The sequence below is a fragment of the Pseudoselenomonas caprae genome, assembly GCF_008271345.1.
Classification (GTDB): Bacteria; Bacillota; Negativicutes; order Selenomonadales; family Selenomonadaceae; genus Selenomonas_A; species Selenomonas_A caprae.
Genome location: NZ_VTOZ01000001.1, coordinates 179,071 through 203,265, shown reverse-complemented (window position 1 = coordinate 203,265; position 24,195 = coordinate 179,071). Strand labels below are relative to the sequence as shown.

Here is a 24,195-nt window from a genome sequence, read left to right as displayed (position 1 = left end):
TTATAGCAATCTGCTACTTGTTTGACAAGATATCCGCATTCCTGCTATAATATATCTGTTCATTATGGAGAGGTACTCAAGTGGTTGAAGAGTCCGGTCTTGAAAACCGGTAGGCTGTAACAGGTGCGTGGGTTCGAATCCCACCCTCTCCGCCATATAAATACATGGAGTGGTACTCAAGAGGCTGAAGAGGACGGTTTGCTAAATCGTTAGGCTGGGTAACCGGTGCGGAGGTTCGAATCCTCTCCACTCCGCCACTGAAAATTATAAGCGACTGTGAACAAAATGCGGAAGCATTTTTGTTCGCAGTCGCTTTTTTCATATCCCTTTTAATCTTTTTCTTTCAGTATTCCCTTTAGTTTGTCCCGGGCCTGCTTGAGCGCCACCCGGACAGAACTTGGCGCGATCCCCAATTGGCCGGCAATCTCATTGGAGTTCATTTCCAGCCAATAGGTCATCTCCAAAATCTTTTGCTGGCGCTCTGGCAGCTGCAGAATGGCCGCCCGCAGCTCCTCGGTACGTTCCCGTGTCAGCGCCTGTCCCTCCGGCGTATCCTGACGATCATCGGCGGGATCGAACGCCTCATCCCAGGGAGCGTTCATTGTATAGGCCTTGCTGCCATAATATTTATTCATTACATTTTGCGCAATGCGAAACAGCCACGTAGAAAAGGCCCCCTTTTCCGGATCAAACTGCTCCAAATGCTGGTACATGCGGATAAAGGTATCGCTGACCAGTTCATCTGCCAGGCCACGGTCTTTTGTCTTGCCCAGCAGATATTGATAAACCCGGGGGAAATAGTATTCATACAATTCCGTAAGTGCAGCTGAATCACTAACCGCCTTAACCGCCAGCCTCCCCCAATAAGCTGTATTTTTGACTTCGCTCATTTTTCAGCCTCCATTAATCCTTGAGAAACACTGGCCTCTTCTAAAGCCTGCTCGGCAGATGCGCCCTCGCCTTCAGCCGCCTGGTACCGCTGGCTGTCAAAAGCCACCGGTACGCCCATAGCTTTTTCCAATTTGGCCTGACTGAGATTATACTGATACAGGGCCGTAATATAATTGGAACGGGCCTGGATGAATTTTTCCTGCGCATCCGTTACCCCCAAAAGCACATCGACGCCCTCCTCATAGCGTACCTGCGCGATTGTATAGCTATCCTGTGCCTGTTTGACTGCAGCGGCCGTCTCCGTGATATTCTGCTCAGCCGCCTTCATTTCAAGATAAGCCTTGCGGGTATCCAGCTGGATATTCTTCTTTACCTGCCGTGCTTTTGCTTCATAAGCACGGATATTCGCATCTGCCTGCCGGACATTCGCCTCAGTTATCCCGTTATCAAATATATTCCAAGAGACATTCACCCCTGCCTCCCAGGCATTGCTGCGCTCGCTCCGGAACGGATAATTGCTGGCAATATTCTGTGTAGCCACTGCGGATACCTTAGGCCGGTAACCAGATTTAGCCGTCTCCATCTGCGCATTAGCCGCCTTGATATCATACTCTGCCGCCAGTCCATCCGGACGATGTGCCAAAGCATAGGATTCACAAGCCGGCAAATCCTTATCGTACGGCTCATAGGAAAAGACCGTCGATGGCTCGACATCCATATCCTGCGGTAGCCCTACCACACTGGCAAGCGTAGATTTTGCCACAGCTACCGCCGCCTCTGCCGTAACCAGATTCTGCTTGTAATTCGCAATATTTACCTTCATCATCAAAAGATCCGCTTCCGCTACTGCCCCCTCCTCAAACTGGGCACGGATAAGTTCCAGCTGGGTATTGCCCTTATCTACCGCATCCTGTGCAATCTGCGCAATATTTTCCCGGTAAATAAGATTGGCATATGCTTCCGCTGCCTGATAACGTACGGTCTGGCGCATGTTTTCCCGCTCCATATCGGCGCGATTCAAGCGGTAACGGGCAGCTGCAATCTGCCCTTCCAGCTGGCCGCCGGTATAGACAGGCACCGTGAGTTTCCAGCTATTGGCAAACGTATTGTGATAGGGATAGGAACCTACGGTTACCGGATTGCCCAAACGCGGCAATCCGGATTCCGTAATATATACAGGCCGGTAATCTCCCGCATGCGGGTCACCATAGGCATCGTGTGCATCGTTCGCAGACTGGTAATTCCTGCCGCCAATCTTGTACGCCTGCGAATTCCAGCTGACTATTGGTCCCTTGTTGCGTCTGGCCGCCTTCAGCGCATGATCCGCTGCTTCTCTTTGCGCATCAGCAGACTCAATGCTCGCATCATCTGCCAGCGCCATGCTGATACTTTCGTCCAGGGAAAGCTGTACCTGTTCTGCCGAGCAGATTCCGGAAGAAATGGCAAGACTGCAACTTAGTATGCTGGCTAAATATAACGTATTGTTCAATTTCATGGAGTATCACCTTCCTGTTCAGGCCCCTGTCACCTGACGTTTTACCAACTCAGCAAAGAGCCCGCCCTTTGCCAATAATTCATCAAAACTTCCCATCTCCGCTATGCGCCCATCATCCATGACAATGACACGATCGCACTGGCGGATAGTGGAAAGACGATGAGCTACCACGATGCGGGTAGATTTAAGCTTGTCCAAGCTGCGGGTCACGATGGCCTGCGAACGATTGTCTAGCGCACTAGTAGCTTCGTCGAGAATCAAAATCGCAGGATTTCCCACCAAAGCCCGGGCAATCAATATACGCTGACGCTGCCCGCCGGATATATTTGAACTGCCCTCACTGATAATCGTCTGCATACCCATAGGCATATCGGCAATATCTTCGGCAATACCAGCTGCCTCTGCTGCAGCCCAGGCAGCCTCCTGAGGAAGCATCCGTGTACCTACGATATTTGTATAGATATCCCCTGTCATGAGCTGCCCATTCTGCAGGACAACCCCCATCTGGGAGCGGACCGATGGCAAAGCCAATTCGGATAGATCCTGCCCGTCAAAGGTAATACTCCCCCGCTTGGGCATTTCAAATCCCAACAACAATCGCACCAGCGTACTCTTGCCGCTGCCAGACCTGCCGACAATGGCTACATTCTCCCCGGCCGCTATCGAAAAACTCACATCTTTCAGGACATCCTCGCCTTCCACCTCCTCAACGCCGCCCTTCTGATCAGGTATCACATGGGTATAGGCAAAGGACAGATGACTTACTTCGATTGCACCGGACAATTGACCCGCTTCCTGTTTTTCTTCGGTAGTTTCCGGAACAGCTTCTAAAATCGGCCGCAGATTCTCCAGCTGGGGCTGGATGGCAAAATACTGGCTTACCAAGCCGATGACGCCCCCCATCACGCCATTGAAACTAGAATACGCTGCATTAAAGGCAATGAATTGGGCATAGCCAATCCCCGTATTGACGATCTTGCCATCGGGGCTTACCTCATTCATGCCATAGACCGCGATATAGTACAGGATCAGCGTCAACACAAACGGCTGAATACTGGAGATAATCGACGTGTAGTTATTCTGCCAGCGCAGCTTAAGGGTCCAATTCCAATGCTCGCCAAAGGTGCGCGTCCAAAGATTGTAGGCCTGTTCCTCAGCTCCCTGTACCCGGAATTTTGGCAGGCCAGCAAAAATCTGCTGTACCGTACCTGCGGATTTATTGCCTGCCTCAATGATCTTGCGCTGGAAAAACAGCACCCGCCGCAGAACAATAGCTACAAACAGAGAATACACCAGCCAGACGACAATAGCCGCCGCCGTAAGTTTCATGCTGTAATAACACATGAGGAAAATGCTCCAAAAGGAAAAAACGAAACTCAAAATGGAGCTTACGAATTCGCCAGAAGCCAGTCCTTTGGCTATGCCGATGCCGCCCATGCGGCTTGCAAGTTCTCCCACCGTAAACCGGCGGAAGAATTTAGTCGGCAAGCTCATGAGCCGCCCCCACATAGCCGCTTCAGCAGACATCTCGATGCGATTAGCTATGCGCAGCACCGCAATGGAACGCACAATCCCCAACGCTGCCGTAGTAAAACTGGTCACCATCAAAGCCTGCGTAACAGTCGCCAATCCCTGCCGGTCTAAGATGGGTATGATATCCTGGAAAATGGTTTCCGTAATAAGCGGCGTAGCCAGCGGAATAAGTCCTGCAAACAGACTGCAAATAAGAATGGTGCGATAATCTGCCAGCCAGCATTGATGAAACATGAATTTTATCAGATCCCATAATTTTAAGGCCCGTGCCGGAAATCCCGCATAGCATTGAAAGGCATCCCGGCTGACGTTTTGAGCCTCATCACCAGATAGCGCGATGCCCTCCGGATGCTGGGGCATAAAAACTCTGTAGCTATCCGGTGCCATAGGAATAAGCGCTGCGATTTCCTTCGCACCTGTATCGGGAGCAGTATAGAATCCCAGCAAGACCCCGGAATCACGCTTATACCAATTATCTGGCAAAGTTACCAGCCGCATCTGCATATTTCCTTTTTGCATCAAACGACGCAGGATTGCCACTTCATCCCAATCCCTGGTAAGCGTATCCTCCAAGCCAATGAAATCCACCGGCATTTTCAATGCGGCTGCTACCTGCCGTACAGCAAACGTAGCTTCCTCCCAAAGCGCCTTATCATGTTCTATATCTTTACCACCATCAAACAGCTGCTCTTCGCCCAAAAGGCTGCGAATGCCATTTTCCACCAGTACAATCTTACTCTTATCCCGCATGCGGATGCGACGGGCCAGCCGCTTATCGCTGGCACCGAAACGCACCCATAGCAGCATGGACAAGATACTTTCGTGTTGAATAAATGTTTCATATATTTCCGGATTGCTTGTGGCAGCGGCCAGCACTTGCCGCTTTTTCCACAGCTGCAGCATGTCATCGCCCTTGTCTGCCAGCAAGCGAAGCCAGGAAATCTGCACCAAACCGAAAAACCATTCCTCCATCTGCTGGCGCAGATATTCACCATCAACATCCTGCCACCTGAAAAGTTCGAGTTCGCAATCCTCTAAGGCATAAATCTGCATGCGGACCTCCTGAAAATCATCCAAAGCAGGAAATACCGCTTCTCCGGCCCGCTTTTCCAGCAAATAACACTGATGGAAAGAAATTTCGCCGCCTTTCTGGGTAGTGGCATAAACTTCCACACTACCGGATACCACTTGCCAGAAACTCTTATCTTCCTCCAGCAGGAAGCGATCTCCGGCAAAGAGTTTTTTTCTCATCGTCATTCCACGCTTTCCATTTCTTCCTGTTCCCGTTCCTCAATCAAACGGCGATAGGGGCCATCATGCTTTATCATCTCCCGATGCTTGCCCCGCTCGACAATCTTTCCCTTGGACAGGACTATGATTTCATCACAGTCACGAATCGTGGACAAGCGATGTGCCACAATCAAACAAGTACAGCCCCGATGACGGATATTGTCCAGCACTCGTTTTTCCGTAATCGGATCAAGCGCACTGGTTGCTTCATCCAGAACGAGAAGGGACGGATTTATGGCCAAAGCCCGGGCAATCTCCAGCCGTTGCCGCTGGCCACCGGAAAAATTCATGCCACCTTCCTGTATGACTGCTTCATAGGTACCATTGAGTTTTAAGATGTCCTCATGAATGCAAGCATCCTGAGCAGCCGCAATGATATCACTCCTGCTGACCGTATGGTCAAATAGCGCAATATTCTCTGCCACCGTACCACTGATAAGGAAAATATCCTGGTCGACAGCTGCCAATGAGCTTGTAATCATCTTGCGCGGTACATCGCGGCGAAGCACCCCATCCAAACGTACCTCTCCGCTCCATTCCTCATAAAGACCAGTGACAATCTTCGCCAGCGTGCTCTTGCCACTGCCAGAAGCCCCAACCACGGCCACCCAGCGGCCGGGACTGGCATGAAGATCAAAGTGTTCCAATAAAGGCTTTTCCAATGGGCTGTAACCAAAGCTTACATCTTTCAGCAATAAATCTCCTGACAATCGTTCCTGCGGAAACGATTTTGCCGCTTCTTCTTCAGCAGTTGGAAAATTCAAATGATCCACTTCATAAGCACGCACATCGTTAAGACGCTGCATCTGCATTTCTGTGGTCTGCAAAGTGGCTCCCAAACCCACCAGCGCATTGACCGGTGCCTGAAAGCTCCCCATCAGATGCTGAAAAGCCATGAACATACCAGCAGTCATAGCGCCTTCCATAATAGAAAAACCGCCCACCGTCATAATCAAGGCCCCATTGATGCCCGCCAGCAAAGTAGGCAACAGCTTCACAGACATGGCCCAAAGAGCCGTCTCCTGCGAGGCCATCAACACCTTGGTCTGATAGCCTGACCATTTGGTAAAGAAATCCGCCTCATCACCACTGGCCTTGATGGTCTCGATCATACGCAAACCATTCATGGCCACACCATATGCCTTGCCGGCATCCTGCTGCATACGCATATTGAGGTCTGTGAGATGCCGCCGCATCGCAAAGAATAAAATAATTTCCACGGAGCTGAATGCCACACCGATAAGGGTCAGAGCCACATTATATTGCAATAGCAATAAGAGATAAAACACCGCCACAAATAAGTCCAGCACCGCCGTAGCCGCCGGTCCCGACAGCGTTCCGGCAATGGACTCATTGAACCCCACACGGCCTGCCACCTCAGCTGCATAACGCTGATGGAAAAACTGCATCGGCAGCTTCAGCAAATGCCAAAAATAAGCAGAACTGTCTGCTAAGGTAAGCTTGCGCTGCCACTGCGTCAACACCACGGCCCTAAGCCAAGTCATGATACCGGACAGAATAAACGACACCGTCATAGCCAGACAGAAGTTCGTCATCCAATCCAAATGCTTGCGGGTAAGAATATCATCCAAGAATATCTGGCTCATCACCGGGCCAGCCAGACCAGGTATAATCGCACATAATTCCAAAATAATGATAAAGGTCAAAGCCCAACGATCCTGCAGGAGCTTTCCTGCCACATCCTTAAAGACGTTGTACCGGTGACCGGCTTTTTGAAAATCCGGCCCTGGCATAATCTGTAAGGATACGCCTGTGTATGAGGTGCGAAACTCCTCCCAAGGCACCGTACGCCGTCCCATTGCAGGATCATTGAGATACGCCTTGCCGTTGGTGATTCCCTCTAAAACTACAAAGTGGTTGAACTCCCAGTGGATAATCAAGGGAAAAACATCTTCTTCCCCAGCCAGTTCCAAAAGATCCCCCGCTGACCAGCGGTAGCCGTCAGCCTCACAGCCCCGATTACGGGCTGCCCGGATTACACAACTGGCCTTAGAGCCATCACGGTTCACACCGCATTCTGCCCGCAGCTTTTCCAGCGGAATCCAAAGGCCGTAATGCGCCAGGACCATCCCCAGTGCAGCCGCCCCGCATTCCGTGGCCTCCATCTGTAAAACCGTAGGGACTTTGACCCGGTATTTACCCGACCAAAAAGTGTTCTTCAATCGTTCGATAACATTCACCCGGATCACCTGCCCCTTAACCATTGACTCAGCTTATAAAAGACTTTCTCGATGGGCGGCCGCCGTTCAATAATGATGGACCCCGTGACAAAACTGCCTGCTGTAATGGGTTTATGCTCACCGACACTGGATGTCCAGAGATAGCCGGACTCCGACCCCGGGTCACGTACCAAATCAAAGTTCACTTCCATTACCGCACTTTGCTGCTTGGAAACAATCCACTGCGCCAATTGTTCATTCCCCAAATTCTTCTGCATCGATTGCGCCGTTACCGGATACTGCGATACGGAACGCACCGTCCCCAAAAGACTGCCCGATTGGGAAATATCCACCCCATTGGGCGCCAGCTGGATAGTCTGCCCCTTCTCTACCCGCTTTCCTTTTTCTACCGGAATATACAGGACACCTTTGAGATACTCCCGTCCGCCATCTATACGCATAGTAATGACAGGCATGCCATTTGTGACAATACTGCCTTCTCGTACCATGATCTCATCCACCGTACCGTCATAAGGGGAGTAAATGTATTCCATTGCCTCTTGCTGATAGCGGCGGGAATCAAATTCATGGACACGGCTCACAGCCTCACGCGAGCTGGATGCCAATCCCGGCCCGTATTTGGCCATACGGGTAGCCGCCTCCTCTTGTACCATGCTCACATGCGCGATAAGGTCTCCTTTTTTCACTTTGTCACCAGGATGGACATAAATCTCATCCATGCTCCCCCCCGCCATGGCACAGACTTTTGATACGCCAGAAGAATCCATGATCAATCCCATACCATCTGCCTTTACGGTAAATGAACCAAAGATAGACCAGATAACAACTGCCAGCATCATAACAGCTACCGAGATAACTCCCATCCAGCCAATCGGAGTGGTAATGCTCATTGTCATATCCAGTTTTTCCGGAGAACGCATCTTGTCCAGCGCTTCCTTGCTGAATATCTCATTGCCCTTCCGGTTCCAGCGCGCTGCTCCAACCGTTTTTTTCTCTTCGCCCATCAGTCATCACCTTCCAGCGCTGCATCCACCCGCATGCCATCTTCCAGGCCTTCCAGATTCCCCACAATGACAATATCCCCTTCTTCAAGGCCCTCGTAAATCTCAATATATTTTTGATCGTCTGCCCCTGCTTTTACCTCACGCAGATGAATGATTCCATCTGCATCCATCACAAACACAGTATCATTGGACTTATCTGTCATTGCGGACAACGGTATTGTCAGGGCTTCATAGGACTGCTCCGCCTGCATCGTCACACCGGTATAGATCATCGGTTCCAGCAGTCTGGCACGATTGTCGACCTCCCAGACCGTACGCCGGATATCCGCCGGCTCGGAAAGGTCCGGAACAATTTCTTTGAGGACAGCTTTTATCCCCATGCCATGATCTTTATTGCCCGCACCATAATCCGTGTCATACGCTTTGCCTGTAAGTTTATGCTCAGCAAAAGTCAGATTGCTTACCTGACCAAGCTGCAGATGGCGGGCATCCACATCTGTCAGATTCAGTGAAAACATCAAACGGGAAAAATCTCCCACCAAGGCAATAGGCGTTCCCGCCTGAACCTGTGCCCCTGCTTTCTGATATACCAAGAGTACCTCTCCATCCAATGGTGCTTTCACAGACAGCCAGTCCTGCTGGACCAGGTACTGGTCGCGCTGAACCTGCGCCTCACGCAAAGCCCCCTGTGCCGCCATATACTGTGCCTCAGCTTCCTCATATTTTTCCTTGGACGTCGCCCGCCGGGACATCAATCGCCCTTGGCGCTGATAGCTGTTACGTGCTCGGGTCAACATAGCCTCAGCACGGCTGATTGCACTTTCCGCCTGCTGGATTTTCAGCGGAACATTTTCATTGACCATCTCCACCAGATTCTGTCCCTTATATACTTTATCATTCTTATTCACATGCCAGCTTAGTATGCGGCCATCGGTAAGAGCCACCGCATCGGTCATATTTCTACTGGCGAAACGTACAGCATCCAAGGAAATGGCTGGCGCAAACTGCCGGCGCACGGCCTTGGCGGCGGTCACTTCTACCCGCCGGTTATCCATGCGGTTGGCGATCTGATTCTCATCGCTATAATTGAGCCATGCCCCCCAGGCTACAATAGCCAGTGCCATCAGAAGGATGAACACCATGGCTACACCATAAATCTTTTTCATATCTCGCCCTGTCCCTTCTATACTAGGTTCCTATAATTAGGTACTTACTTTATTGATTCGCCAAAAATCAAATGAATCCTACCTGCATATTGGCAAGCACAAAAAAGGCCAAAGACTGACAGGCACAGTCTTTAGCCTTTTACAAGCAAGTTTTCGTATATCTTTTTAATCTTCTTCTGCATCCGGGACCATATCCGCAGCTGTCAATGTACCAGCCTTTGCCCGCTGGGTAAGCTCTGCCGTTGCCGTGAACAAGACATCGCTCGAGCTGTTGAGTGCCGTCTCACAGGAATCCTGGAGCACCCCGATGATAAAGCCAACACCAACTACCTGCATGGCAATATCATTGCCGATACCAAATGAAGAGCAGGCTACAGGGATAAGCAGCAGCGAACCACCAGCGACACCGGATGCACCGCAGGCTCCAACCGTCGCGATGATGCAGAGCAGCAGCGCCGTCGGCATGTCGATGTCAAGGCCCAGCGTATGAGCTGCCGCCAGCGACAACACTGCAATGGTGATAGCCGCACCGCTCATATTGATTGTCGCCCCCAGCGGGATCGAAATCGAATAGGTATCCTCATCGAGGTGCAGGCGCTTGCAGAGCGACAGATTCACCGGGATATTAGCAGCTGAGCTGCGGGTGAAGAAGGCATAGATACCGCTTTCCCGCAGCGTCGTCCAAACCAGCGGGAACGGATTGCGGTGGATATGCGCATAGACGATCAGCGGATTCATGATGAGTGCCACCGAGAAGAAGGCACCGAGCAGCACGCCGAGCAGCTGGACATAGCCCAAGAGCGCCCCAAGACCGCTTTCCCCGATCGCATTGGCAACGAGGCCCATGATACCGAACGGTGCAAAGCGGATAACCCACTGGACGATTTTCGTTACCGTTTTCGCCAGATCATTGATCATGACTTTCGTGGTATCAGAAGCGCTGTGCAAAGCAACGCCACAGAGGACACCCCAAGCCAGGATACCGATGTAGTTAGCCGAAGCGATTGCATGGATCGGATTGTCCACCACGCTCAGGATCAGATTGTGCAGGACTTCCAGGATGCCACTCGGTGGCGCGAGCTTGGCATCAGCCATCTGCAGCTGCAGGCTGGTCGGGAAGGCAAAGGAAAAGCCAACCGCTACCAGCGACGCCAGGAAAGTAGCAATCACATAGAGCTTGACAATCGGGCGCATCGAAGCACTCGCATCAGCATTCTTCTGTGCCATCGCATTCATGACCAGCACAAAGACGAGGATCGGGGCTACGCCCTTCAATGCGCGTACAAACAGATCGCCGAAGATGGCGATGACCGGCACCGTCTGTGGTGCGGCTACCGCCAGGATAATACCTATGACCAGGCCTACGGCAATCAATTTGATCAATGCCGTTTCCTGATACTTTCTACCAATTTTCTTCAACTGGTTGGACATCAGAAACATCTCCCTTGCAACTCTTATTACGTAAAATCAGTCCGTCTATGCTAGGAATACATATGTTAGTATACATCAAACTTTACACCCTTGCAAGATATTTCAGTAAAAATGTTTTCCTAGAGTGAACTATTTATATTGTGTACTAAAATACGCACATATCTTTGGGATATGTGCGTATATCATGGACATATTAAGTATTTATTCTGCTTTACTGTTAAGTTCGTGCAGGTAGCGGCCCACAGCATCCTGCCAGGCCGGCAGGCGATGGAACCCCGCCGCCTCAAGGCAATCCTTGCTCATGCGCGAATTCTTGGGGCGCACAGCCTTCGTCGGATAAGCCGAGGAAGGTACCGGCGTGACCGTCACCTTGCGCCCCGCCTGACGAAACGTCTCTGCCGCCAGCTCAGCCCAGGAGCAGACCCCTTCATTCGTAGCATGATAGACGCCGTACTTATCGCTCTGGGCCATATCAGCCAGCAGTACAGCCAGGTCATGCGTATAGGTTGGGGAGCCGATCTGATCGTCGACAACCGTCAGCGTATCATGGGTTTCCGCCAGCTTCAGCATCGTGCGGATGAAATTCCGGCCATTGATGCCGAACACCCACGAGATGCGGACAATGAAGTATTTCTCCACGAGCTCCTGCACAGCTTCTTCGCCGTGGAGCTTGGACAGGCCATAGGCATTCTGCGGCTCTTTCTTGTCTGCCGGTTCATAGAACCTTTCACCATCTCCGGGGAATACGTAGTCCGTGCTGATGTAGATCATCTTTGCCGCCAGCTCCTGCGCGATCTTCGCCAGATTGCGCGTGCCCTCCGCATTGATCGCCTCGCAGATTTCCTGCTCATCCTCAGCCTTGTCCACAGCCGTGTATGCAGCACAATGGATAATCACATCCGGGCGATAGGTTTCGATATACCGTTTCGCTGCGGCATGATCCGTCAGCGAAAAATCCCGGCTTGCTACGCCCCTCACCTCGATGCCACGGCGTTCCAGCTCCTGCACGCAGTCATAGCCAAGCTGCCCCGTCACACCTGTAACCAATACTTTCATGCTTCCTAATCCTTTCTCTCTGCCGGCGGCTTCTCCCCCGCCAGCGGTATCTTCAAGAGCATCTTCGTTCCCTTGCCGAGTGCGCTCTCCATAGAAATCTCGATGCCGTGCTGCTCACAGATCCAGCTGGCGATCGACAGGCCCAGTCCCGTACCGCTGACCCCACCGTCAGCCTTCGTACGTGACGCATCCACACGGTAGAACCGCTCGAATACCCGCTGCTGGTCTTCTTTGGCGATACCGATACCGTCATCGGCCAATTCCAGCATGATATGGCCGCCATCCGGCAGGCGGCGCGCTCTGGCCGTGATATGTCCGCCCTGGGGCGTATACTTCACACTGTTTTCCAAGAAGATGCGCATCATCTGCCGCATCGTGACCTGATCGGCATAGATGACACCCTCGTCGTTTTGGAGCAGATCCACCGAATGGGTCTTGGTCACCAGCTTCATCTTGCGCATGACATCCTCGACGAGCTCTGACAATTCGATGCGCTCCTTATGGAGTACCTGCCGCTTCTGATCGGCACGCGCCAAAAACAGCAGCTTCTCGATCAATTGCTGCATGTCCTCGGCCTCCGAGCGTATCGATGAAATCCCCTCATCAAGCACTTCCTTGTCCGAGCGTCCCCAGCGCGACAACAGATCCGAGTAACCCAGGATGACCGTGACCGGCGTGCGCAGCTCATGGGAGGCATCCGATACAAACCGCTGCTGCTGCTTGAAGCCTATCTCCAAGCGCTCGAGCATATGGTTGAACGTATCGGCAAGCTCCGAGAGCTCATCACGGGCCGGCGGCACCGTGATGCGGCGGTCCATCTTCTCGACCTCGATCTTGCGCGCCGTAGCCGTCATCTCGCGGATGGGCAGCAGGATGCGCTTGCTGACGAAATAGCCAGCGAGCAGAGCCAGCAGAAAGCCCAGTATCGTCATGAGGAATAGAATTTTCTGCAGCGTCTCCAGGAAATGTTTTTCGGCCGTTATGGTCTTGAAGAAATGCAGCTGATAGATCTGCCCCTGGTACTCGACATCCATCTTGGCATGATAGATGGTCATATTGCGAACCTCAGCAACCTGCATATTCTTGTTGGCCCAGAATGGCGGATTCTTCACCGAGCTTCCCTCGATGCGCTGCAGGGACGGATAGCGGGCATCGTTTTCATAGACGACCTGTCCCGACAGATCCGTGATGCGCAGCACTACGCCAGGCATGACCGGATCATCCCGCCAGAAGCTGTCCCCCATGGGGCGCCCCTGCCGCATGCGCTCGAGTACATGATTCATGCTGATCTCGATTTCCACCTCAGCTTGGTGGTAAAACGAAAAATAAACGCCGAGTCCTGTCAGCACACTGGTAAGAATCAGCACAAGCAACAGGACCGACGCATAGAAACAAGTGATTTTCGTCGAAATCCGCGCATAACGCAGCCGGTTGAACATCATCTCCGGATGACGCAGCCAAGCTTTAATCCTTGATCGCATATCCTACGCCTCGGACAGTAAAGATGTATTTATCATCGAAATGATCGTCAATCTTAGCCCGCAGGTAACGGATATAGACATCGACAACGTTCGTGTCTCCCGTGTAATCATACCCCCATACTTCCTGCAGGATCTGGTCACGCGTAAGCACATTGCGTTTATTGCGCAGCAGGTACTCGAGCAGCGAATATTCTTTTTTCGTCAGCTGGACTTCCTCGCCCTTGACGCGTACCTCATAGCGGCTCGGGTACATGATGAGATCACGGACCTGAAGCTTCTCTCCCTCGAGGCTCACCTCGCGGCCATCAGCGCGCGGCTTGCGCAGGGCATTGCGGACGCGGGCCAGCAGTTCCTGGATGGCAAATGGTTTCGTCATATAGTCATCGGCACCGATGTCGAGACCGTTCACCTTGTCCTCGACATCATCCCGGGCCGTCAGCATGATGATGGGAATATCCGAAATCTCACGCACCTTGCGGCAGACTGTCATGCCGTCCATATCGGGCAGCATGATGTCGAGCAGCACGAGGTCGTAGTCCTCCTGCGCAATGCGCTCAAAAGCCCGCAGGCCGTTCTCCTCTGTCTCCGTCTCATAACCTTCATGTTCAAGCTCAATCTGCAGAAAACGCGCAATCCTTCGTTCATCCTCAACAATAAAAATACGTGTATTCGTCATACTAAAACTACCTCCGGAATCTACGTGATCACAGCCATCACATAATGTTTCTAATATAGTCTATTACTATGATATAACGAAAGACAGGGAAATTAAACCCCTGCCTTCCATTTCTAATTCAAATATAACCCCCGCAGCGGCTCAGACCTTCGCAGCGGCTTTGCTCACGAACTTTTCCTGCTGCACAGCAAACCGCTCGTGGATGCCGCAGCCGATTTCCTCGCGCTCATCAAAAGCGCGGACAGCAAAAGTGATCTTGCGGCCCTCCACCGCAGTGACCTCAGCTTCAGCACGTACCGTAAGCCCGACCGGCGTCGCCGCCTTATGCTGGACTGATAGCGAAATGCCTACGCTCGTCCAGCCCTCAGGCAGCAGCGCTTCCACTGCCTCAGTCGCTGCCTTCTCCATCAAGCAGGTCATGGCCGGCGTCGCGTAGACTGGCAGGCTGCCGCTGCCCATGGCGGCCGCCGTATTGGCAGCCGTGACCTTTTCCTCTACCGTATTGCTGATTCCCGTCTTGATTTCCGTCAGTTCCATTTACCATTCGCCTCCATCAACGGCCTCACAACCCTCGCTCAGATACATTTCCCGGAACAGATCGATGAGATGCGCGCTCGACGAAGACAGCGTGCGGTTCTTGAGCCAAGCCACCACCGTATGCGTGCTCATCTCCGGCTCTACCAGTTTCTTATAGATCAGATTGCCATCCGTCAGCAGATTCTTCGACGAAATCGGCACCAGCGCATAGCCCATATCCATCTTGGCCAGCAGGAGATCCTGCACGATGCTGTCGCTGACACAGACCACATTGGGCTCGAAGCCCAGCTTGCGGCAGTTCGACACGAAAATCGACTGCCAGCGCAAAGGAATGATGATCGGCGCATCCTTGAGCTCCTCCATGCGAACCCGGTCACTGGCCTCGCCAATCTCGTCGTTCTTGTTCATAATCACCACAAAGGGCTCATTGGGCAGGACAATCGATTCGTAGACCTTCGAATCGACCTGGGTACGCGTCACGCCGATCTCGATGACACGGTTATCCAGCAGCTCCAGGATCCGCGATCCTTCGGCCTCCCAGATCTGGTAGTTGACATTCGGATACCGCGCATGGAACTCCGTGATGAGCTCCGGCAGCAGCATGGCCCCCGACGAAGTGATCGTGCCGATACGGATAGAACCAGCCACCCCTGAACCGATTTCCGTGATCTCGCGCACCGTGCCATCAACCATCCCGAGAATATGCTCTACCCGCGAATACATGACCCGGCCTGCATCCGTCAAGCGGATGCGGCGGCTGCCGCGCTCGAAGAGCTGAACCCCCAGTGCCGTCTCCAGGCGCTTCATCTGCCGCGACAATGCCGGCTGGGCAATATCTAGCCGCTGGGCTGCGTGACTGATATTGCCCTCCTCGACGATGGCATAGAACGCTCTCATATCCTTGATTTCCATAACAATCCTCTTTCTTGCTCTCCCTATTGGTATACTCTTATTTTATAGTAGGTATACTATGGTTAGTTCTATTATACTTTTCTCCTCCGAAATAGGCAAATAATTTTACCGAAATTCATAGTACGAACAAAGTTTACACACCAACACATTGTAAAGCTGTAACTCTTATCCCATATTTCTGTCAATTCACACTTGTGATTTAGCTATCGCATGCTATAATATTATGAGGAAAATTTACCAATTCACATTCTATTGTTCTCCACACAATAGATACATACTATTTAAATGAACCGATTACGATAAAGGAGTTTTCGAATGACCAGAATCAAAGATGCATTGGATGCCGTTGCCGCTGCTATCATCGCTCAGAAGGATTACCTCACGGACCTTGATGCCAAGACTGGCGATGGCGATCACGGCTTGAACATGGCCCGCGGCTTCCGTGCCGCGCAGGAAGTCGTCGAAGAAATGGATGACACCTCCAAGCCCGGCCCGGTTCTCCAGGCCATCGGCAAGGCGCTGATCCACAACGTCGGCGGCGCTGCCGGCCCGCTCTACGGTGCAGGCTTCGTCCGGGCCGGGGAAGCCTGTGACGAGGACACGCATATGAACGTCGTCAGCATGGAAAAACTTCTGCGTGCAGCCATTGAAGCCATCCAGAAACGCGGCCGGGCGGAAAAGGGCGACAAGACCATGCTCGACACGCTGATTCCGATCCATGAATGCTTCCTGCCGGAAAACGCCCAGGGCAAGACACTGTTCGAGGTCCTGCAGGAGGCTTCCAAAGCCGCTGGCGAGGGCGTCAACTACACCAAGACCATCGCTGCCCGCAAAGGCCGTGCCAGCCTCGTCGGCGAGCGCAGCATCGGCTTTGAAGACCCGGGAGCTGTAAGCTCCATGATCATGTACCGTGCCCTGTATCAGTTCCTGAAAAACTAAGCACGAACCAGCCTTCTCCCTGGCAACGCCGCGGAGAAGGTTTTTGTTTGCCCGTCTCACGGGTTTGTAGTATACTCATAGAAGAAATTTCGACGCAATACAGGATTGTATAAATAGGAGGAAACAACATTGACTGAACAGAGAGTCCGCACCCGTTTTGCCCCGAGCCCGACGGGTTACATGCACATCGGCAACCTGCGCACCGCGCTTTATGGCTACCTCTACGCCAAGGCACAGAAGGGTGACTTCATCCTGCGCATCGAGGATACCGACCGCACGCGCTATGTCGCAGATGCTGTCGACTTCATCAACCGCACGCTCGAGCTCGCCAAGATCGTCCCAGACGAAGGCCCGGACATCGGCGGCGACTGCGGCCCCTACATCCAGAGCGAGCGCATGGACATCTACAAGAAATACGCCGAAGAGCTCGTCAAGAGCGGCCACGCTTACTACTGCTTCTGCGATCCAAACGAGGATCACTCCGTCGGCCAGTTCGGCGGCTATGACCGCACCTGCCGCGACCTGCCGCAGGAGGTCATCGACGAGCATCTCAAAAATGGCGATCCCTATGTCATCCGCCAGAAAATGCCGCTGACGGGCGAGACGACCTTCTTCGACGTACTGCATGGCAACATCACGATCCCGAACGAAGAGCTGGAAGATCAGGTTCTCCTCAAACGCGACGGCATGCCGACGTACAACTTCGCCAACGTCATCGACGACCATCTGATGGGCATCACTCACATCATGCGCGGCGCTGAGTTCATCACCTCCACGCCGAAGTACAACCTGCTCTATCAAGCTTACGGCTGGGAAGTCCCGACGTTCATCCACCTCGCACCGGTCATGGGCAAGAACGAAGACGGCTCCGTCTCCAAGCTCTCGAAACGTCATGGTGCTACGTCCTTCGACGACCTCGTCAACATGGGCTACCTGCCGGAAGCCATCGTCAACTACGTGGCCCTGCTCGGCTGGAACCCGAAGACGACCAACCAGGAAATCTTCTCGATGGACGAACTCATCGAGCATTTCAGCCTCGACGGTCTTTCCAAGTCGCCAGCAGTCTTTGACTACGACAAGCTCGGCTGGATCAACGGCGAATACTTCAAAGCCATGGACGACAAAACCTTTGCTGGTATGGCCCGCAAATTTGCTGGCGAGCTGCCGGAAAACCTTGCAACCAACTGGGACGACCTCGCTGCCCTCCTCAAGACGCGCCTCACGCGCTTTGGCGAGATTGCTGGCGAGATCAGCTTCCTCATCAATATGCCGGCCTTTGACGCTGAACTCTATGTCAACAAGCGCAACAAGGTAACGGTAGAAAAAGCTGCCGAATTGCTGCCGACGCTCATCGGACTCATCGAGAAGGTGGACGAAGCAGACTGGAACAACGACAACCTCTACGCAAAACTCGAAGCCTTCATCGAGGAGAACGAACTCAAGAAAGGCCTTGTGATGTGGGTGCTGCGCATTGCCGTCGCTGGCCAGAAAGTAACGCCAGGTGGCGCTACCGAGCTGCTTTCTTTGCTGGGCAAGAAAATTTCTTTAGAAAGATTGAAAAAAAGCCTTGCAAATTTGCAAAACATGTAATATAATAAATCAAGTCAGTTACGTGGCACCTTCGTCAAGTGGTTAAGACACCGGCCTCTCACGCCGGGTTCATGGGTTCGAATCCCATAGGTGTCACCAAATATCGGCGCCTTCGTCAAGTGGTTAAGACACCGGCCTCTCACGCCGGGTTCATGGGTTCGAATCCCATAGGCGTCACCAAATCGGCACCTTCGTCAAGTGGTTAAGACACCGGCCTCTCACGCCGGGTTCATGGGTTCGAATCCCATAGGTGTCACCAGGAAATAACAAGCCAGGATATATATCCTGGCTTTTTTGTTGCATGCAGCAGCAGCCCACGGATTTGACATTTCATCCCCAGCTCTTATAATGAAGTGTAATACTGTACCCTTATAGAAAGGCTGTGACTCCATCCATGTTATTTTTCTCCATGCTGCTGCTCGGTGCTGTCATCGGTTTCGTCGGCGCTGGCGGTGCCGGCGTCACCATCACGCTGTTGACCGTCGGCTTCCATGTCCCGATCCACACGGCACTGGCCGTCGCACTGGCCTCGATGGTCTTCACGATGCTCTCAGGCACCATCAGCCACTTCCGGCAGAAGGAAGTCATCGTCAAGACCGGTGCCATCATCGGCCTTGGCGGCATCAGCGGCGCTTTTATCGGCGCCAACGTCTCCAATAGGATGCCCGCTGATTTCCTCAGCGAGATTACAGGCCTCATGCTGTTTTCCAGCGCCATCATCCTCTATATCAAGCTCTACCATGACAAATGGCTTGCAGCCCATACACCGATGCGCAGCGAGCTCCTGACCGGTCACAAGCTCTGGATCTACGGCCTTATCACAGGCATCATCACAGGCTTTCTCTCCGGCGCCTTCGGCATCGGTGCAGCCGCCTATATCCAGCTGGCCCTCATGGTCATCTTCGGCGTGCCCCTGCTGCAGACCATCGGCACCTGCATGATGATCATCCTGCCGATCTCCGCCGCAGGCGGCCTTGGCTACCTGTTCAACGACCGCCTTGATTTCATGATCTTCATCCAGACGCTGGCCGGCCTGATGATCGGTGCTTGGTTCGGCGCCAAAGGCACACACCTGGCGCCGCTCCCCCTGCTCAAAGCCGCCATCGTCGCCCTGCCAGCCATCGGCGGCATCACCATGATACTCTTCCATTGATCGCAATAGAAAAGCCGGCCAGCCATGCATGCATGGCTGGCCGGCTCTTTATTCTCTTTAACGCAGGAATACGACATTCGTCGCATCGAGGAAATGGGTTGCCCCATTCTCGATCAATACGCGGTTGGCATCTGCCGTCGAGAGGATGGGATTGCCATTGTGGTTGTCGAGCGATACGGCCCGGACGACGAGCGGATTGCTGCCTGCGCGGGCAGCGCGGTTCATATCCGTCGTATAGCCGACCATACCATTGGCAACGACCTTGTCATAGTCGAGGTTCTTGTAACCGTAGATCGGCTGGCCGCTCTCATTCTTGATGACCGGGCTCATGACAGGCTTGAGTCCCAGGCCACGGCAGTCAACGATGAGACCCGTATAGCCGCCGATGGCACGTCCTGACGGTGCCGAGGCTGCCGACGACCCCTTGGACGATGCTGCCGAGCCAGTCGTACCCGTATTCGTGCCAGGCGTCGTCGTCCCTGTTCCCACATTGATATCGATATGGACCGACGACGGCATGGACGGAGCTACCGAGGGCACCGGCTCAGGGAACGTCTCCACTGCTGACGGACGCTCCATGACAGCGCTTGCCAGCGACGAAGATACGCCGAACATCGGCACCTCCATCGTGACTTCGTAGCCGCCGTCACTCGTCACGCTCTCGCTGACGATCCGGGCACCGCGAATCGTGGCATTGACTTTCGTGCGGATGACATCGCTCGTCACCTCAGCCATCTCCACCGTCGTCTCCGAGTCGATGTTGACACCACCAACATACTCAGCCAACTGGCGGTAGGCATCGACGATAGCCGCCCGGCGGGCCATCATACGGGCCTGCGACTGCGTGCGCGCCCGTGACGGTGCTACGCCGCCGCCCGTTGCGCGGATGACGCTGTTGTCCCAGTCCACATGGTCATTTGACGCGGCAAAAACCGTCGTCATGGACAGCACCATGATGGCGGTCATAGCAACAACAGTTGCCATGAGTTTGGATACTCTCATCATTTTCTTCCCCTCATTTCTTTGCAAAGGTATTTGTTCCAGTTATTTACCTAATTGTATATTAAACAAATTCTCTTAAAATCCTCTTGAAACAGGGTTTAAATTTGATTAAATAGTTGTAGAAGTCAACAAAGAGTATAACGCCCCCACCATACCTGCATCATTGCCCAAACGGGCAAATTCGAGCCGGGTCGACGTACGCATGGCTGGAACCACCAGCGCCTCCAGCCGCTGCTCCAGCCGCGGGCGCAGATAATCCTGCTGGGCCATGACACCGCCACCGAGTACAAACACCTCAGGATTCAGCAGGCAGTAGATATTGGCGATTCCCTCTGCGAGGTTGTCCACCATATGCTCGATGGCCAGCACCGCATCGGCATCCCCTGCAAGAGCCCAGGCAAAGACCTGCTCACCCGTAAGCTCTGCCGGAGAGACATTATGGGAAGCAGCCGCCTCCACGAGCATCGCCCGTGTCGAAGCTGCCTCCTCAAAGATGCGCTGCTCACCATGCAGGCGCATGAAGCCGGCCTCGCCGGCGCTGAATCCCGCACCATGCCAGGCCTTGCCCTCAAGGATGAAACAGCCGCCGATTCCCGTGCCGACCGTCATCATGAAAGCCGACGACGCGCCCTTGGCAGCACCTTGCCAATACTCGCCCAGCGCAGCCGCATTGACATCATTCTCGACCACACACGGGACCCCGCAAGCCTCGCGTACCAGCTTACCAAGCGGAGTCCCGCTGTACCCTGGGAAACTGGTCTCACCGGCAAAGACAATCTCGCCCGTCACGGGATTGACAATGCCCGCCGTATCGATAGCCACACCGGCGATCGGCATCTCTGCCTGATACTGGCGGACAATCTCCACCACCTTGCGGACGATACCTGCACCGCCTTCTTCCCGGGCCAGTGTCGGCCGGTTCTTCTTGGCTGTGAAATTGCCCTGTGCATCGGTCAGGCCATATTTGATGGCCGTTCCACCGATATCTATTGCTACATAATTCTTCATGCTATACGCCACACTTTATCTGCGTTTTTTCTGCTCTTTCTTATTCTTCTTGGCATCCTTGCCATCCTTATCCGTCTGCTGCCCCTTTTCGAGCTGCTTCTGCGCCTCTTTTGTCAGCTTGGCGCCTTTTTCCTTTTCCGTGCGGGCAGCGATCTCAGAGCCATGCTGCTCTGCATACTCGAGGATGGCATGATAGAATTTCGCGTCAACATCCTTTTCGGACAGGTCAGCGATCTTGACCGTGCGCTTCACCGTCGTCGTGCCCAAAGTCCCCCAGTCGCTATCGAGGTCTTCGTGCTTGACGATCTCCACGGTCTGCTCCTTGACATGGAACAGCAGATACTCCGCACAGCCTGCCAGATCGCCATAGCCTACCGTCGACTGGCCTTTCCAGCGGCGCTTGGAGACGACATCCTGGATCTGGATGGAATCATACGTCTTGAGTACCGGCACTGTCAGGATATCGAGATTGATATTCCCCTTCTCATCCTTGCCGAAATAGATATGCTGCTTATTGAAATAATAATTCTGACGGGCCGTCGACTGCACCCACTGATAGATTTCCTCCGAAATCGTTTCCTCTGCGTCTGCTTGCGGAGCTGCGGCAAACAGCAACGCTGCCGCGAGCAATCCCGCTCCCCATCGCATCTTCATGTAATCTTCCCCTTTAGCAATTGATTCATTCAAATGTCAGTAAGTATAACACCATCAGCTGAAAACACAATGAACTCAGTCTTCTATCTCCTTGTAGAGTTCATCCAGCTCATAAGGCGTCTCCTGATAGACGTAGTAATTGAGCCAGTTGGCAAACAGCAGATGTGCCACACTGCGCCAGCGGACAATTGGCGGGCGCGAGGGATCATCATCCGGGTAGTAGTTCTGCGGGATATTCGGGTTCATGCCTGCCTTGAGGTCGCGGTCATACTCCTGCTTGAGAGTCGTCGGATCATATTCGGCATGGCCAGTGATGAAGAACTGCCGCTTGGCCAAGTTCGCGATGATATACGGGCCGGCTTCCTCATCCGATTCCGCCAGGATCGTAAGCTCAGGCACCTTCAGGATGTCTTCCTTATGCTCCTCCGTATGGCGCGAATGCGGCACATAGAACTCATCATCAAAACCACGCAGCAGGCGCTCATGAGCCACACAGGTATGATGCTTGAAGACACCGAAGATCTTCTCCGGTACCGGATACTTCGGAATGCCATAATGGTAGTAGAGTCCAGCCTGGGCGCCCCAGCAGATATGGAAGGTGGAATAGACATGCGTCTTGCTCCACTCCATGATCTCGGAAACCTCATCCCAGTAGGCCACCTCCTCGAACTTCATGTTCTCGACCGGCGCCCCGGTGATGATCATGCCATCGTATTTCTTATGGCGCACCTCATCAAATGTGCCATAGAACTGCGCAAGATAATCGCTGGGCGTATGGCTGGGCACGTAAGTCTCCGTGTAGATGAAGTCAACCTCTACCTGCAACGGCGAGTTGCCCAGCAGGCGCAGCAGCTGAGTCTCCGTGATGTATTTGATTGGCATCAGGTTCAAGATCAATATCTTCAGCGGACGGATATCCTGGCTATAAGCCCGGTCCGCATCCATGACAAACAGATTCTCACTCTCGAGAATATGCGCCGCAGGCAGCGCATTCGGTATCTTGATTGGCATTCAACCACTTCCTTCGTTTCGCAATCTCGCCCAAGCTTTACACTTGAGCACATACTTTTTCCATTATACCATAAATGGCGCCATTCATTTACAATCTTACAATAAAATAGCCGGTTCCTTGCAGAACCGGCTCATGTCCATTTCATTTTTTCGGTGCATATAAGCGATAGTAGCGGTTGACCCACGTATCATGCTGCTTGGCATAGTCGCGCAAGGCCGTGACCATCTGATACTCATCCGAGGTTGGCGGGATCATGCGGTAGTGACCATCGAGCTCATTTTCCAGCGACTGCCAGCCCGTCTGAGGTGCCCAATGCGTGCCATTGATGACGAGCAATGTAGCCTCTGGCAGGTTCATCGCCATCTTGAGGAACTTGACATCGACGACCTTGCCATCGGTATCCTTTGTCTCCTGCCAGCTCCAGAAGATCAGGTTATTCTTTTCCATGCGCATCGTCGTCGTATCGGCAGCAATCGTATAGCGGATGCCATCGGGCGTCTGTTTCGTAAAGATATCGTACCAACGGTCTTTCGCCTCAGCCCGTGCCGTCTCACCGGCGCCCGGGAAAGCCCGGTCGATGGCAGCCTGATAGAATGCCGCATCAAAGGCCTGCGAGTTGATTTCCTTGCCCTTGGCATCGTTGTTGCGATAAGCCGCATCATTGGCATGCGACCAGATCACCGCGCCCGTCTTATCATGGAAATGTTCCTCCATATACCACACCTGACGCGTCTGCGGGTTTATCGACAGCAATGCCGTGCTATACGCAAGTTTCCCCGGATCACCGATCTTATCCAGCAGACCATATGCCGTCAGGGTTTCCTTGGCTCCCTCATAGCTGTATTCCGTCTTTGTCCAGGCCTGTACATCCGTCTCATAGGCTGCCTCCCCTGCCTTGCTGCGGCGTGGCATCGTCACGACAGACTGGTAATCGATATACTTGCTGTAATTATCGTCGGAGCTCAGCCAAAACCAGCCCGTTGGTGCCGGCTTGCTTACTGGCTGTGCCTCTGCCTGCGTCGCAGCCAGGCGTATCGTCGCCGACCCAGGATCCGTATGCACGACCGTCTTAGCCGACACCGGTGCGGCCAGGAAAAGCCACAGCGAGCAGGCCCCCAGCCCCAAGATATACCTTGCTTCTTTTCTCATTGCTATCCACCTCTT

General features: G+C 53.1%; 20 protein-coding genes and 5 tRNA genes. 8 read left to right on the top strand and 17 right to left on the bottom strand.

Going from position 1 to position 24,195, the window contains the following annotated elements; all coding sequences use genetic code 11:
* Positions 1-66: 66 nt before the first annotated feature.
* Together FZ041_RS00915 and FZ041_RS00910 are read left to right on the top strand one after the other, a co-directional pair.
* Positions 67-155 (top strand) — tRNA-Ser (locus FZ041_RS00915).
* An 11-nt stretch (positions 156-166) separates the two neighbouring features.
* Positions 167-257 (top strand) — tRNA-Ser (locus tag FZ041_RS00910).
* 72 nt (positions 258-329) lie between these two features.
* On the opposite strand, the gene FZ041_RS00905 is transcribed toward FZ041_RS00910, so the two are convergent.
* The 12 genes from FZ041_RS00905 to FZ041_RS00850 all read right to left on the bottom strand — a co-directional run bounded on the left by FZ041_RS00905 (position 330) and on the right by FZ041_RS00850 (position 15,673).
* Entirely contained in the window at positions 330-890 is a 561-nt protein-coding gene (locus tag FZ041_RS00905; protein WP_149188222.1) for an RNA polymerase sigma factor, read from the bottom strand.
* Positions 887-2,386, bottom strand: coding sequence for a TolC family protein (locus FZ041_RS00900; RefSeq protein ID WP_149188221.1), 1,500 nt, complete (start codon positions 2,384-2,386; stop codon positions 887-889). Before FZ041_RS00900 ends, FZ041_RS00905 begins: the two co-directional genes overlap by 4 nt.
* A gap of 18 nt (positions 2,387-2,404) precedes the next feature.
* On the bottom strand, positions 2,405-5,176 hold the full coding sequence (locus tag FZ041_RS00895; protein ID WP_149188220.1) for an NHLP bacteriocin export ABC transporter permease/ATPase subunit: 2,772 nt from the start codon (positions 5,174-5,176) through the stop codon (positions 2,405-2,407).
* Positions 5,173-7,410, bottom strand: coding sequence for an NHLP family bacteriocin export ABC transporter peptidase/permease/ATPase subunit (locus tag FZ041_RS00890; RefSeq protein WP_222931105.1), 2,238 nt, complete (start codon positions 7,408-7,410; stop codon positions 5,173-5,175). Before FZ041_RS00890 ends, FZ041_RS00895 begins: the two co-directional genes overlap by 4 nt.
* Before the next feature lie 5 nt (positions 7,411-7,415).
* Positions 7,416-8,414: an HlyD family efflux transporter periplasmic adaptor subunit gene (locus FZ041_RS00885; RefSeq protein WP_149188218.1), complete on the bottom strand. Its 999-nt coding sequence runs from the start codon at positions 8,412-8,414 to the stop codon at positions 7,416-7,418.
* Entirely contained in the window at positions 8,414-9,580 is a 1,167-nt protein-coding gene (locus FZ041_RS00880) for an efflux RND transporter periplasmic adaptor subunit (protein ID WP_149188217.1), read from the bottom strand. Before FZ041_RS00880 ends, FZ041_RS00885 begins: the two co-directional genes overlap by 1 nt.
* Positions 9,581-9,745: 165 nt before the next feature.
* Positions 9,746-11,011 carry a serine/threonine transporter SstT gene (gene sstT / locus FZ041_RS00875; protein ID WP_149188216.1) on the bottom strand — a complete coding sequence of 422 codons (1,266 nt, stop codon included), beginning with the start codon at positions 11,009-11,011 and terminating at the stop codon, positions 9,746-9,748.
* 201 nt (positions 11,012-11,212) lie between these two features.
* On the bottom strand, positions 11,213-12,067 hold the full coding sequence (rfbD, locus tag FZ041_RS00870) for a dTDP-4-dehydrorhamnose reductase (protein WP_149188215.1): 855 nt from the start codon (positions 12,065-12,067) through the stop codon (positions 11,213-11,215).
* 5 nt (positions 12,068-12,072) lie between these two features.
* Entirely contained in the window at positions 12,073-13,548 is a 1,476-nt protein-coding gene (locus FZ041_RS00865; protein ID WP_075444590.1) for a sensor histidine kinase, read from the bottom strand.
* A complete protein-coding gene (locus FZ041_RS00860) occupies positions 13,532-14,224 on the bottom strand; it encodes a response regulator transcription factor (RefSeq protein ID WP_075444588.1) in 693 nt (230 codons plus the stop codon). Before FZ041_RS00860 ends, FZ041_RS00865 begins: the two co-directional genes overlap by 17 nt.
* Positions 14,225-14,365: 141 nt before the next feature.
* On the bottom strand, positions 14,366-14,761 hold the full coding sequence (locus tag FZ041_RS00855) for a thioesterase family protein (RefSeq protein WP_075444586.1): 396 nt from the start codon (positions 14,759-14,761) through the stop codon (positions 14,366-14,368).
* Entirely contained in the window at positions 14,762-15,673 is a 912-nt protein-coding gene (locus FZ041_RS00850; RefSeq protein WP_075444584.1) for a LysR family transcriptional regulator, read from the bottom strand. It abuts the gene before it with no gap.
* 315 nt (positions 15,674-15,988) lie between these two features.
* On the opposite strand from FZ041_RS00850, the gene dhaL reads away from it, so the two are divergent.
* The 6 genes from dhaL (at position 15,989) to FZ041_RS00820 (ending at position 19,355) form a co-directional block, all read left to right on the top strand.
* Complete coding sequence (gene dhaL / locus FZ041_RS00845; RefSeq protein ID WP_149188214.1) at positions 15,989-16,612, top strand: dihydroxyacetone kinase subunit DhaL; 624 nt, start codon at positions 15,989-15,991, stop codon at positions 16,610-16,612.
* Between the two features lie 129 nt (positions 16,613-16,741).
* Positions 16,742-18,202 (top strand): glutamate--tRNA ligase, encoded by a 1,461-nt coding sequence (gltX, locus tag FZ041_RS00840; protein ID WP_149188213.1) that lies wholly within the window; start codon positions 16,742-16,744, stop codon positions 18,200-18,202.
* A gap of 24 nt (positions 18,203-18,226) precedes the next feature.
* Positions 18,227-18,301 (top strand) — tRNA-Glu (locus FZ041_RS00835).
* A 6-nt stretch (positions 18,302-18,307) separates the two neighbouring features.
* Positions 18,308-18,382: transfer RNA gene (locus tag FZ041_RS00830), tRNA-Glu, on the top strand.
* A 4-nt stretch (positions 18,383-18,386) separates the two neighbouring features.
* Positions 18,387-18,461: transfer RNA gene (locus FZ041_RS00825), tRNA-Glu, on the top strand.
* 135 nt (positions 18,462-18,596) lie between these two features.
* Positions 18,597-19,355, top strand: coding sequence for a sulfite exporter TauE/SafE family protein (locus FZ041_RS00820; RefSeq protein ID WP_149188212.1), 759 nt, complete (start codon positions 18,597-18,599; stop codon positions 19,353-19,355).
* Positions 19,356-19,412: 57 nt separating this feature from the next.
* Here FZ041_RS00820 and FZ041_RS00815 read toward each other — a convergent pair whose 3' ends face one another.
* The 5 genes from FZ041_RS00815 to FZ041_RS00795 form a co-directional block, all read right to left on the bottom strand.
* Positions 19,413-20,357: an LPP20 family lipoprotein gene (locus tag FZ041_RS00815; protein WP_075444641.1), complete on the bottom strand. Its 945-nt coding sequence runs from the start codon at positions 20,355-20,357 to the stop codon at positions 19,413-19,415.
* Between the two features lie 108 nt (positions 20,358-20,465).
* Entirely contained in the window at positions 20,466-21,365 is a 900-nt protein-coding gene (locus FZ041_RS00810) for an ROK family protein (protein WP_075444566.1), read from the bottom strand.
* Positions 21,366-21,380: 15 nt separating this feature from the next.
* Positions 21,381-22,019 (bottom strand): hypothetical protein, encoded by a 639-nt coding sequence (locus tag FZ041_RS00805; RefSeq protein ID WP_149188211.1) that lies wholly within the window; start codon positions 22,017-22,019, stop codon positions 21,381-21,383.
* A gap of 75 nt (positions 22,020-22,094) precedes the next feature.
* Positions 22,095-23,030: a homoserine O-acetyltransferase MetA gene (gene metA, locus FZ041_RS00800; RefSeq protein ID WP_149188210.1), complete on the bottom strand. Its 936-nt coding sequence runs from the start codon at positions 23,028-23,030 to the stop codon at positions 22,095-22,097.
* A gap of 142 nt (positions 23,031-23,172) precedes the next feature.
* Positions 23,173-24,180 carry a hypothetical protein gene (locus FZ041_RS00795; RefSeq protein ID WP_149188209.1) on the bottom strand — a complete coding sequence of 336 codons (1,008 nt, stop codon included), beginning with the start codon at positions 24,178-24,180 and terminating at the stop codon, positions 23,173-23,175.
* Positions 24,181-24,195 lie beyond the last annotated feature (15 nt).